8 protein-coding genes are annotated in these 12900 nt (G+C 67.5%); 5 read left to right on the forward strand and 3 right to left on the reverse strand.

The window, feature by feature from the left end:
- The first annotated feature begins 3 nt into the window (after positions 1–3).
- From ACS5Q7_RS06390 to ACS5Q7_RS06410, 5 genes are all read left to right on the forward strand, one after another.
- Entirely contained in the window at positions 4–222 is a 219-nt protein-coding gene (locus tag ACS5Q7_RS06390; protein WP_478338585.1) for a YbdD/YjiX family protein, read from the forward strand.
- Between the two features lie 58 nt (positions 223–280).
- Positions 281–715, forward strand: a complete 435-nt coding sequence (locus ACS5Q7_RS06395; RefSeq protein ID WP_478338586.1) for a tellurite resistance TerB family protein — start codon at positions 281–283, stop codon at positions 713–715.
- A gap of 93 nt (positions 716–808) precedes the next feature.
- On the forward strand, positions 809–2089 hold the full coding sequence (locus ACS5Q7_RS06400) for a DUF898 family protein (RefSeq protein WP_478338587.1): 1281 nt from the start codon (positions 809–811) through the stop codon (positions 2087–2089).
- Between the two features lie 15 nt (positions 2090–2104).
- Positions 2105–3316, forward strand: a complete 1212-nt coding sequence (locus tag ACS5Q7_RS06405; RefSeq protein WP_478338588.1) for a M48 family metallopeptidase — start codon at positions 2105–2107, stop codon at positions 3314–3316.
- Between the two features lie 87 nt (positions 3317–3403).
- Positions 3404–6682, forward strand: coding sequence for an efflux RND transporter permease subunit (locus ACS5Q7_RS06410; protein ID WP_478338589.1), 3279 nt, complete (start codon positions 3404–3406; stop codon positions 6680–6682).
- On the opposite strand, the gene ACS5Q7_RS06415 is transcribed toward ACS5Q7_RS06410, so the two are convergent.
- The 3 genes from ACS5Q7_RS06415 to glcF form a co-directional block, all read right to left on the reverse strand.
- Positions 6679–7791, reverse strand: coding sequence for a methyl-accepting chemotaxis protein (locus ACS5Q7_RS06415; RefSeq protein WP_478338590.1), 1113 nt, complete (start codon positions 7789–7791; stop codon positions 6679–6681). The two genes, ACS5Q7_RS06410 and ACS5Q7_RS06415, sit on opposite strands and share 4 nt — an antisense overlap.
- Before the next feature lie 333 nt (positions 7792–8124).
- A complete protein-coding gene (locus tag ACS5Q7_RS06420) occupies positions 8125–11004 on the reverse strand; it encodes an Rne/Rng family ribonuclease (RefSeq protein ID WP_478338591.1) in 2880 nt (959 codons plus the stop codon).
- Positions 11005–11553: 549 nt separating this feature from the next.
- Positions 11554–12882 carry a glycolate oxidase subunit GlcF gene (gene glcF, locus ACS5Q7_RS06425; protein ID WP_478338592.1) on the reverse strand — a complete coding sequence of 443 codons (1329 nt, stop codon included), beginning with the start codon at positions 12880–12882 and terminating at the stop codon, positions 11554–11556.
- Positions 12883–12900 lie beyond the last annotated feature (18 nt).

The raw sequence follows: 12900 nt of genomic DNA on the forward strand, positions 1-12900 counted from the left end.
GTGATGCCGGCGCAGGGCTTTCGCAACCAGCTGCGGACGCTGACGAAATGCGTCTGCGACGGGGCGCGGCTGATGGTGGGGCAGGGCGACTATTCCGCCTATGCCGAGCATATCCGCCGCACCCATCCCGACCGGGAGCCGATGACCGAGACGGAGTTCTTCCGCAACCGGGAGAACGCCCGCTTCGGCGTCGGCAACACCTCAGGCTTCCGCTGTTGCTGAGGCCACGCTTGACTCAGAGCGCCCTTCTCCCGCCATCTCGGATCAACGGGAGAGGGGCATGAGTATTTTCCAGGACGCCATCCTTCGCTTCGGCCGGACCATCATGTCCTATGCCGGCGATGCCCTGTTCCTTCAGGCGGCCGTCTCGGCGGCGGCCAACGTCATCGTCGCGGACGGCGACGTGGCGGAGGAGGAGGTCGAGGCCGCCATCGTCGGCATCCGCGCCAACCCGATCCTCGAGAAGTCCTACGACACCCTGCGTGTCGAGCAGGAGTTGTACGAGGCCATCGCGCGCGCCAAGACCCGCGCCGGCCGGATCGAGAACCTCCGCGCCGCCTCGGCCATCGCCGACCGGCCCATCGAGCAGCGGCAGGACGTGTTCCTGATCGCGGCGGACGTGGCCGATTTCGACGGCATCAGCGCGGTCGAGCACACGGCGCTCGACGAGATTGCGAATGCGCTGGAAGTGGAGAAGTCGGCGCTGCTGAGGTAATCGTCGGGAAATCAATCCTAGATTGCTTGTTGTGGAAAGTCGTTTCCGTTATCGGCGGACCCGATTGCGCGGCTCTGCGCATCGAGGTCGCCGATGTCCACGTCAATCCTGGCCGCACCCGTCACTTCAAGCGGCCACGCTGCGATTCACTACGATGAATCCACCGAGGGTTCTTTCTGGTTCATCATCAAGGGTGTGATCCTGACCTTGCTGACGGTCGGGATCTACCGTTTCTGGTTCACGACGGCGCTTCGGAAGAACCTATGGGCTCGGGCCTTCATCGATGGCTCACCCGTCGAGTACGTGGGCAAGGCGCATGAGCTTCTGCTCGGATTCCTCGTCGCCATCGCGGTTCTGCTCCCAGTTTACATCGGTGCGTTCATCGCCACGATGTATTTGCCGGATCCGATACTCGGCTACCTCACCGTGTACATCCTGCTCTTCCTGCTCGTTCAGTTCGCTCGATATCGGGCGCGGCGCTACATCGCCTCGCGGACGCTCTGGCGCGGCATCGGGTTCCAGCAGGACGGGTCGGCTCTGGCCTACACCGCGCTGGCAACCGGCTGGACCCTCATCACTCTGGTCACACTTGGTGTGGCCTATCCGTTCATGCGCGCAAGCCTTGAGCGCTATCGCATGGGCCACACCCTGCTCGGCGAAGCTCGCTTCGCATCCGATGCCAGGGGCCAGAGCCTCATCGGTCATTGGTTGATCGTCTACGCGCTGGGTGTGCTTCCCATTCTCGGCTGTGCTGTTGCATTGATCATTTTTAACAATTTTAAAATTCCAATGGCGGCGCTTCAAGGTGAGTCGATCAGTGAAAACGCTACTATGTTGTATGTATATTACATCCAGACTTTGCCAAAGCCCACAATCAGGGCGATAATTTTCACTGCCGCTGGCTCTTTTGCGTTGTGGATTGTCTTGACGCCGTATTATCGAGCGAGAGAAACCCGTTCTTTCTGTTCTGCGGTAAAGGTCGGCGGTACGCAGTTGAATTCGAAACTTTCAGCAACTGAAATATACATCAATAGTTTCTTTTTCTATTTTTCTATCGCGATGACATTCTCTTTGATGATCGTGTTGGGTTTCGTGGCGGGGATCATCCTTTCAAAAATGAAGTTGGAAATCGACATAGCGCAATATGTATACGTGTATGTTGCATTTTGCTACGCCGTATTCATTCTCTTGGTCTCTTGGTTTTACTTCCGCTTCCTGCAAGTGGGGAGACTTGCGATCGTCGTCGGATCGTTGTCGATCAGCGGTGCCGAGGCCCTTGCGGACGTGACGGTCTCGACTCGCAAGGTCGGCGGTCGCTTCGCCGAGGGCGTTGCGGACGCGGTCGATCCCGGCGGGATCGAAATCGGCTTCTAGAGCGAGCGTCAGGCCATGGCTCGCCGCTGGCGCTTCGCCGGCAAGTTCCCGATGGTCCGGCGGGGCCATCCTGTCGCCTTGCCGGATGGCGATGCGAAGGATGTCGCACCGCCGGACGTCGTGGGCGAAGGGATCTTCTTCAACGGGGCGAGCGCCAAGCCCATTCCCGTCTCCGTCCGCGTGGCGGGCGGGCGGCTGATCCTGGATGGCCCCGTGCAGCGCGCGTGGGACTGTCGGGAGTTGCGCGCTTCCGAGACCGTTGGCTCCTTCATGAGGGTTGGCCCGGCCCAGGACAGCGAACGACTCGAATTGCGCGATGAGGCTATCGGCGCGGCGATCAAGGCGGCCTCGCCCGAGCTCCGCTCCCGCGACCGGGTTCCTTACCGGCTCATCGGTGGCAGCATTGCGGCTGCTGTGGCGCTGCTGGTGTTTGCGGTCTACGGCTTGCCGATCCTCGTCGATTTCATCGTGCCTGCGATCCCGCTCAGTTTCGAGCGCCGGGTGGCCGAAGTGGCCCGGAAGCAACTCACCGCCACGCTGCTCACATCGCAGGAATGCATGGAACCGGCGGGGTCTGCCGCCCTCGACCAGATGGTCGCTTCCCTCAAGATCGCGGCCTGGGATCCGGCACTCCACCTGCCGCCCGTCGAGGTCGATGTGCGGGTCTTCGAGTCGCCCTCGGCCAATGCTTTCGCCCTGCCCGGGGGCAACATCATCGTCACCTCACGGCTGGTCGCCCGCGCGCGGAGCGCCGACGAGTTGGCAAGCGTCATCGCGCACGAACTTGGCCACGTGGCGGCACGCGACCCCACGCGCTTGATGCTCCAACAATTGGGGCGATCCCTTCTGCTCGGGTTCTTCATGGGCGACGTCTCGGGGGCGACCGTCCTCGTCGCCCTGGGCAACGAGGTTGTCACAGCGCGATACGGGCGCGCGGCCGAGGGCGCAGCGGACGCTTTCGCGGCCCGAACCATGAAAACGGCGGGAGCGGACGCCACCGCCCTTGCCGCATTCCTCGAACGGATCGATCCGGACGAAGCCGGACCCCCGGCGTTCTTACGCAGCCACCCATTCACACGCGACCGAGCCGCCGCGATCCGTGCGCAGGCGTTGGCCGACCGTAAAACGCATTCGATCCTCGATGACGAGGCCTGGGCTGCCCTGAAGGCGATTTGCCCACCCCGGCGGGGGTCACGCCTGAAGATCGACTCCGCTCCCGGGCAGTGATCCCTGCGGCATCGCGGCTCGGTACTTGTCGGCCCGGGCGGGTTAGCTCACCCTGGTGCTCGCACGTCCGGGGGGCCGGGAGATCGCATGGGCCTCGTCCTCTACGCCCTCAAGTTCCGCATCACGACCTACGTGCTCGCGGTGCTGATGATGCTCGGCGGGCTCGGCGCCATCGTCGTCATGCCCAAGGATGTGCTGCCCGTCGTCGATATCCCCGTCGTCGTGGTGGTGTGGACCTATACCGGCCTGTCCACGCCGGAGATGGAGACCCGCGTCACGACCTATGCCGAGTTCGGCATCTCCAATAACGTCAACAACATCCGCCGCATGGAATCGACCACCCTGCAGGGCACGGCGGTCCAGCGGATCTATTTCGATCCGAGCGTGAGCATCGACCTCGCCATCGCGCAGGTCGTGTCGTCCACGAACTCCATCCGCGCCGCGATGCCGCCGGGCATCCAGCCGCCGGTGATCGTGCGCTACTCGGCCTCTTCCGTGCCGGTGATCCAGCTGGCCCTGTCCTCGGCCAGCCAGAGCCTCAACGAGATCTACGATTACGCCCAGTACCGCATCCGCCAGACCCTGGCGCAGGTGCCGGGCTCGACCCTGCCCGCGCCGTTCGGCGGGGCGCCGCGCCAGATCATGGTCGATCTCGACCTCAACGCCCTCCAAGCGCTCGGCCTGACGCCGCTCGACGTCACCAACGCCATGACGGAGCAGAACCTCACCGTCCCGTCCGGTCTCGCCAAGATCGGCGAGCAGCAATACCCGATCCAGCTCAACGCGACGCCGCCCTCCATCGAGACCCTGAACACCGCGCCGATCAAGATCGTGGCCGGGCAGCCGGTGCTGGTGCGCGACGTGGCCTTCGTCCGCGACGGCGGACCGCCGCAGATCAACGTGGTCCGCGCCGACGGCAGCCAGGCCGTGCTGATGCAGGTCATCAAGAACGGCAACGCCTCGACGCTCAGCGTCGTGAACAACGTCAAGGCGGCGATGCCGACGATCCAGGCCGCCGCCCCCGAGGGCATGAACATCAAGCTGCTGTTCGACCAGTCGGTCTTCGTGTCGAACGCCATCGAGGGGGTGCTGCACGAGGCGGCCATCGCCGCCGCGCTCACCGGGCTCGCGATCCTGCTGTTCCTGGGTTCGTGGCGCTCGACCCTCGTCGTGCTGATCTCGATCCCCCTCTGCGTGATGACCTCGCTGGCCGTGCTGGCGGCGCTCGGCCAGACCATCAACATCATGACGCTGGGCGGCCTCGCCCTGGCGGTGGGTATCCTCGTGGACGACGCCACGGTCGCCATCGAGAACACCTATCGGCTGTTCGAGGAGGGCGAGGAGTTCCGGGAGAGCGTGGTTCACGGCGCGGCCGGCATCGCCAAGCCGGCACTGATCTCGACGCTGTCGATCTGCGCGGCCTTCACCGCTGTCTTCGCCCTCACCGACACGCCGAAATACCTGTTCACCCCGCAGGCGCTCGCGGTCGTGTTCGCGATGCTGACCTCCTACCTGCTGTCGCGGACCCTGGTGCCCCTGCTGATCGACGTGATCGTGGCGCCGGAATACGCGGCCAAGCACGCCAAGAACCGGCACGAGAAGGGCGAGGCCCCCCGCCGGACGCGGATCGGCCGGGTCGTCGGCGCCGTGGGGGCGCCGCTGATGCGCTTCGCGGGCGCCTTCCACCGGGGCTTCGAGGCGCGCTTCACCCGCTTCCATCGCGGCTATGTCGGGCTGCTCCACGCCGCCCTGCGGCACCGCGTCGTGACCGCGATCATCACCGTCTGCGTGCTGGCGCTCGGCGGCACGCTGTTCGTGTTCACGGGGCAGGATTACTTCCCCGACATCGAATCCCGCCAGATGACGATGCACCTGCGCGCCCGCGCCGGGCTTCGCATCGAGACGACGCAGCAGGTCTTCGCGCAGGTCGAGGACGTGGTGCGCGAGGTGATCCCCGAGCACGAGCTGGAGCAGATCCTCGATAACATCGGCGTGCCGTCGATCAACTACAACTTCGCCTTCTCGGACGGGTCGTTCGTGTCCTACAACGACGGGCAGATGCTCATCAGCCTCAAGGAGGAGCACGGCTCGGTGGCGGGCTACAAGAAGCGCCTGCGCGAGGTGCTGATGCAGCGCTTTCCCGACCTGACGGTCTATTTCCAGCCGGCCGACATCATCACCCAGATCCTGAACTTCGGTGTCATCACGCCGATCGACATCCAGGTGTCGGGCCGCAACAAGGAGAAGGACCTGGAGGTCGCCCAGAACATCGTCCGCCGCCTGCGCGACACGAAAGGCCTCGTGGACGTGCATCTTCAGCAGATCGTCAACGTCCCGCAATTCTACGTGGACGTGGACCGGCGGCTCGCCTCGGAACTCGGGCTCACCGAGCAATCCGTGGCGCAGAACATGAACATCTCGCTCTCGGGCAGCTATCAGGTCACGCCGAACTTCTGGCCGGACCCCAAGACCGGCATCCCCTACCAGCTGTGGGTGCAGACGCCGGAATACCGCAACGCCTCCCTCACGGACCTGCGCAACACGCCGCTCTTCGTGCGCGCCGCCGCCACCTCGGGCTCGGGGCCGGGGGTGCTGACGCTGCTGTCCAGCGTCGCGGACATGAAGCGCGTGCCGACGCAGACGGTGATCAACCACGTCAACATCCAGCCGACCTTCGACATCTTCGCCTCGGTGCAGGACCGGGACCTCGGCTCCGTCGCCCGCGAGATCGATACGATCGTGCAGGAGGAGCAGAAGAACCTGAGCGCCCCGGACAAGATCACCGTGCGCGGCCAGATCGAGAACATGCGCTCGGCGTTCCTGCGGCTGGGCATCGGCCTCGGCATCGCGCTGATCGCCGTCTACCTGCTGATGGCGGTGAACTATCAGAGCTGGGGCGACCCGTTCGTGGTCATCGCCGCCCTGCCCATCGCCTTCTGCGGCATCACCACCGGCCTGTTCGTGACGGGCACGACCTTCTCGATCCCCTCGATCTTCGGGGCGATCATGTCGGTGGGCATCGCCTCGGCGAACTCGATCCTGCTCGTCACCTTCGCCAAGGAGCACCGGGAGGCGACCGGGTGCAGCGCCGCCGAGGCCGCCATCGCGGCGGGGGAGACGCGCCTGCGGCCGGTGCTGATGACCGCCTCGGCGATGTTCCTGGGATTGATCCCGATGGCGCTGGGCACGGGGGAGGGCGGAGAGCAGAACGCGGCGCTCGCCCGCGCGGTGATGGGCGGCATCGCCTTCGCGACGCCCGCCACGCTGCTTCTGGTGCCGTTCCTCTACACGCTGCTGCGCAGCGGCCCCGCCCAACCGGTGGAGGATTACCTCCCGCCGGGCGGAGCCAAGCCGGAGGCCGCCTAAACCGCCGCCTGCGCGGTCGCAATGGCCGCCTCGAAGGCCTGGAACGCGGCGGTGGCCTCGTCCCAGCGCGAGGCCTGGACGTGGGTCATCATCGCCCGGCACTCGGCGCGCGCCTTGGCGAGGGCCGTCTCCGCCGGGCCGTGGAAGGCCGGGTGCGGGGCGATCTCGCCCTGGTCGGCATCGGCCGGGCGCATGCCGATCAGGACCGTGGCAAGGCGGCGGCGCCAAGCCGCGCAATCGGCAGGCAGGCGGGCGCGGCGAAGCTCGATCTCGTCGCCCTTCTGCTTGTCGAGGAGGGTCTGGCTGAGGGTCTCGATCCGGTCGATCCGGTCGATGGCGTCGCTGATCTCCTTGTGGGCCTTGTCGGCGCCCGCCGAGACCCGGCCGACGCTGTCGGCGATCTCGCTCGTGGCCTGGATCTGCTGGTCGAGGAGGCTGGAGGCCATGCGCATCTCGGCGGACACGCTCGCGACCTTGGCGCTCTCCGTCTCGACGCGAGCGCTGGCCTGCGACATCGCCAGGGCACCGGACTTCACCGCTTCGCGGCTCTGGCTCACGGCCTCGCGCATGGCGGACATCTCGTCCCGCAGGCTCTTGATGCGCTGGTGGATCTCGTCGGTCGCGCGTGCGGTCTGGGCCGAGAGCGCCTTCACTTCGGCGGCAACCACGGCGAAGCCGCGTCCCGCCGCGCCGGCCCGGGCAGCCTCGATGGTGGCGTTCAGGGCGAGAAGATTGGTCTGGCCGGAGATCGCGGCGATGGCGCCGGCCATCTCCTCGATCCGCGCGGCGGCCTGGGAAAACCCGTCGAGGCGGCGGCCGATCTCGTCGGCGCCGCCCTCGATCCGGCGCATACCGTCGGAGGCGCGATGGATGTCGTCCGCGCAGGCCGCGATGCCGCCGCTCGCCGCCTCGGAGCTGCTCGCCACGTCGGCGGAGCGCGCCGCGATCTCACGGGTCGTGGCGGCCAGTTCCTCGGTGGCCGCCGCCATCAGGCGGGCCTGCTCGGCCATGCCGGTGGAATCGTAGGCCATCCAGCCCAGGGAGGTGCCGGCCTCGGACGCCGCCGCCGACAGGCGCCCGGGCAGGCCCATCAGTTCGCGATCGATCACCGGCGCGGGAACCGGCGCGAGGGTGACGACCGGCGTTTCGCTGACGGGAACAGGCCGAAGGGCGGGGGCCTGGTCGACCGGCTGGGCTTTTCTCTGGAGGCCAAACATCCGGCAGCTCAACTTCAGTTTCGGAAACGCGCCCGAAACTGTGCCGCATGTCTATGAAGGAAAAGTTCACGCGCAAGATGGGTTGCACGTGATCGGGCGTAACTTATGATATCTGGCATACCATTCGACTGGCCAGGCGGGAGGGTTCAGCCGCAGCCGTCGACGAATGCTTCGGTGTTGTCCCGGTAAGTGAAGGCTTACCGGGACGAATACCTTTGAGGTCGATCACTCGCCCGTGAGCGCAGCCTTGGTGCGCGACCACCAGCCTGCCCGCTTCGGACGGGACGGGTCGGAGGGCGGAGTCAAGACGACGGCGACGGGTTCGGTCGGCGGCTCGGCGGGAGCCGGAGCGGCCGTCTCCGCAGGCGCTTGCGCGGCATCCGTGTCCGGCGCGGGCTCGGCTGTCGCCTGCGCGACCTCTTCGGCCGTCACCGGCTGCTCCGCCGCAGGCGCGACGGTGCGGGCCGGCGCCGGCTCCGCGACGGCCTCGATGGTCTCGGCGCTGACGGGTTCCTCGGCAACGGAGATGGCCTCGTCCGAAGCCTCGCCGGCCTCGGCCTCGCCCTCGTCGTCACGCTGGCCGGTGCGCTCCACCCGGCCGCGACCGCCACGGCGACCACGACGGCGGCGGCGGCCCTTGTCGCCGTTTCCGGCAGACGCATCCTCACCCTCGGCGCCGGGCGCGGCCTCGGCCGCTTCCTCGTCACCCTCGGAGGCGCCGGCCTCGGCGGGCTCCTCCTCGCCCTCGTCCTCACCCTCGTCGGCGCCGCCCTCGCGGGCCTCCTGGCCCTCGGTGCGACCGCCCCGGCGGCGGCGGCGGCGGCGGCGGCGACGGCCTTCGCCGTCCTCGCGCGCCTCTTCGGAACCCGCCTCACCGGATGCGGCCTCGGACGTCTCGGTGGCCTCGACCTCATCAGTCTCGTCCTCGGCCTCGTCCTCGAACTCCATGGACGGGGAGATGGCCGTGGCGCGCACGCCCGTCACCGGACCCTCGGCCCGCTGGGCGGGCTCGCCGCGATCCAGCTGGAAGGCCGAGGTCGCGGGCAGGCGCTCGTCGGCGGCGATGGTGACCGTGACGCCGAAATGGACCTCGATCTCGTGCAGATGCGCGCGCTTCTGGTTGAGGATGTAGAGCGCCACCTCCGTGCGAGTCCGCAGGATGAGGTTGTGGCTCGCGGACTTGAGCAGCGCCTCCTCGATGGAGCGCAGGATGTGCAGGGCCACCGAGGCGGTGGCGCGCACGAAGCCCGAGCCGCCGCAATGCGGGCAGGGGATCGAGGAGGATTCGAGCAGGCCGGTGCGGATGCGCTGGCGGCTCATCTCCATGAGGCCGAAGGGCGAGATCCGGCCGACCTGGATCCGGGCGCGGTCGTTCTTCAGGCAGTCGTTCAGCTTCTTCTCGACGGCGCGGTTGTTCCGCTTCTCCTCCATGTCGATGAAGTCGATGACGATCAGGCCCGCGAGGTCGCGCAGGCGCAATTGCCGGGCGACTTCCTCGGCGGCTTCGAGGTTCGTCTTGAGGGCCGTGTCCTCGATGTCGTGCTCGCGGGTGGCGCGGCCGGAGTTCACGTCGATCGAGACCAGCGCCTCGGTCGGGTTGATGACGAGGTAGCCGCCCGACTTCAGGGAGACGTGGGTCGAGAACATCGCGTCGAGCTGCGCCTCGACCCCGAAGCGGGCGAAGATCGGCGTGGTGTCGCGGTAGGGCTTCACGACCTTGGTCTGGTCGGGCATCAGCATCCGCATGAAGTCTTTGGCCTCGCGGTAGGCGTCCTCGCCCGCCACGAGCACCTCGTCCAATTCCTTGTTGTAGAGGTCACGGATCGCCCGCTTGATGAGCGAGCCCTCCTCATAGACCAGCGACGGGGCGATGGAGGTGAGGGTCAGCTCCCGCACCGATTCCCACAGGCGCATCAGGTATTCGAAGTCGCGGGCGATCTCCGGCTTCGAGCGCGAGGCGCCGGCCGTGCGCAGGATGACACCCATCCCCTCCGGCACGTCGAGGTCGGCCACGACCTCCTTCAGCCGCTTGCGGTCGGCCGCCGAGGTGATCTTGCGGGAGATGCCGCCGCCGCGCCCGGTATTGGGCATCAGCACCGAGTAGCGCCCGGCGAGGGACAGGTAGGTGGTGAGCGCCGCGCCCTTGGTGCCGCGCTCTTCCTTCACGACCTGCACGAGGATGATCTGGCGGCGCTTGATCACCTCCTGGATCTTGTAGTGGCGGCGGGGGGCGCGGGGACGCTCGGGGATCTCGGCGAGCGCGTCGCCGTTGCCGCCGACCTGGGCGATCTTGGGCTCGGCGTCCGGATCGTCGGACTCGTCCTCGCCTTCGTCGTCCTCGTCGCCCTCATCCTCGTCTTCGTCGGACTCGTCCTCGTCGTCTTCCTCGTCGTCGGACTCGTCCTCATCCTCGGCATCCGCCTCGTCGGCTTCATCCGACTCGAACGGGGCCGGGGCCTCCTCGACGGCGGTCAACTCCTCCGTGACGGCGATCACCGCCTCGGGAGGGACCTCGGAATCGAGTTCGGTCGCGGCCGAAACCGGCTCGCCGGGGGCGGGCTCGTCATGGGAGTGCTCGTCGTGGGCGGCCGGTTCGGCGGCATGACCCTCGGTGGCGAATTCCTCGCGCACGGCCTCGGCGTTGTCGGAGAGGGCGTCGGGCAAGGTTTCGGTGGCGAAGGCCTCACCGTCCACGGCCGAGACGGTCTCTTCGGCGCTCACCGTGTCGTCACGGCGCGAGCGCGCCTCGGCCCGGCGCCCGCGCGAACGGCGGGGCGAGCGGCGGCGGCGCTCCTCGCGCTCGCGGTATTCCTCGGCCTCGCGGGCCTCCTCCTCGAGGAGGGCCTGACGGTCGGCCAGGGGGATCTGGTAATAGTCCGGGTGGATCTCGTTGAAGGCCAGGAAGCCGTGGCGGTTGCCGCCATACTCCACGAAGGCCGCCTGGAGCGACGGTTCCACGCGCGTGACCTTGGCGAGATAGATGTTGCCGCGCAGCTGCCTGCGGCTGGCGGATTCGAAGTCGAACTCTTCGACCTTAGACCCTTGGACCGTGACTACCCGGGTCTCTTCCGGGTGCATCGCGTCGATGAGCATCTTGTTGGCCATGACGAACTCTCGGCATGGCGGCCGACGTCGCGCTCCGTGCCCGGAGCCCCGGCGGCGCCTCGCCCGACCGTGTACGCGTCGAGCCAGGGGCCGGCCTCGTCACCGAGGCCGCGGGGAGGAGGGATGGGATTGTGCCGTCAACCGCCTTAGGGCGCCCTTGGCGCCTGGGGTTGAAACTGGCCGGGCGGATGGTGGGGACGGCGCAACGCGACATGCGTGCGCGCAGGGCACGAGCAGCGGCAAGCGGTGCTGTGCGTCCCTCCATCCTCTCCCGACCTCACGAAAGCATCTCGACCGGTCTGGTCCGGTCGTGAATTCCTGTGCGGCGAACTACGCCGCGTAGTTTGACACCCGTCCGGCCGGTGAGTGGTCCGCCATCGCTTGCGCGGGCAACACACCCGCTGCGACGCCGCGTCCGTTTTCTCATCAGAATTCGGAAGCGTCCGCGGGTTGCATCTGCGACCGGCGGGACCGGAAAGGGGTCCTTACCATTACAAACCGTAGCAGCGGTTTGGCAAGGGCCAGCCGCGCGAACTCGTCACGCAATTGTCATTCCGCAGCCGCGAGATGCGGGCGAATGGCCTGGAGCGCGGCGGGCTTCGGACCGCCGGTCGCCCAATCGAGCAGTTCCACGGTGTGAACGATCGGGATGACCGTTCCCTTCCCGATCTGCGTGGCGCATCCGATATTGCCGGTGGCGATCACGTCGGGGCGGATCCGCTCGATGTTGGCGACCTTGCGCTCCCGCAGCTTCTCCGCGATCTCCGGCTGGAGGATGTTGTAGGTGCCGGCCGAGCCGCAGCAGATGTGGCCCTCGGGCACCTCCTTCACCGTGAAGCCGGCCCGGCTCAGCAGCGCCTTCGGCTCGGTGCGGATGCCCTGGCCGTGCTGCATCGAGCAGGCCGAGTGGTAGGCGACGACGAGGTCGCTCTCCACCACCGGCTCCGCCAGCGGCAGGGTGGCGACGAACTCGGTCACGTCCTTGGCCAGCGCCGAGACCCGCGCCGCCTTCTCGGCATAGGCCGCGTCTTCCCGGAACATGAAACCGTAATCCTTGATCGTCGTGCCGCAGCCGGAGGCGGTGACGAGGATCGCGTCGAGCCCCTTGGCGATCTCGGCGTCCCAGGCGTCGATCGCCTGTTTCGCCAGGGCGTGGGACGAGTGCTCCTTGCCCATGTGGTGGGTCAGCGCCCCGCAGCAGCCTTCCTGCGCGTGGACCACCTCGACGCCGTGGCGGTTGAGCAGGCGGATCGCGGCCTCGTTGAAATCGGGCCGCAGGACGCTCTGGGCGCAGCCCCGCAGCAGCGCGACGCGCTTGGTCGCGGCGCCCTTCGGCGGGAAGGTGCCGGCCCGGTTCGTGGGGTTGCGGCCCGGCATCGAGGCCGGGGCGAGGTCGAGCATCGCCGCGAGCCGGCGGCCGACCTGCGGCACGCGGGCGACGAGCCCCTTGAACGGCTGGCCGAGCTTCGCGGCCCGGAGCGCGAGGCGGAACCGGCCGGGATAGGGCAGGACCTGCGCGAGCAGCGCCCGCAGGAACCGGTCGCCCGCCGGGCGGGGATAGGTCGTCTCGATATGCGCGCGGGCATGGTCGACGAGGTGCATGTAGTGCACGCCCGAGGGGCAGGTCGTCATGCAGGACAGGCAGGAGAGGCAGCGGTCGACATGGCGGACCACCTCGGCGCTCGCCGGCTTGCCGCCCTCCAGCATGTCCTTGATCAGGTAGATGCGCCCGCGCGGGGAATCGAGCTCGTCCCCGAGCAGCAGGTAGGTCGGGCAGGTCGCGGTGCAGAAGCCGCAATGCACGCAGGTCCGCAGGATCTTCTCGGACGCCGCCATGGCGGGATCGGCGAGCTGGGCGAGGGAGAAGTTGGTCTGCACTGTCGGATCCTGAGCGTT

This window comes from Methylobacterium sp. Gmos3, from assembly GCF_056430985.1.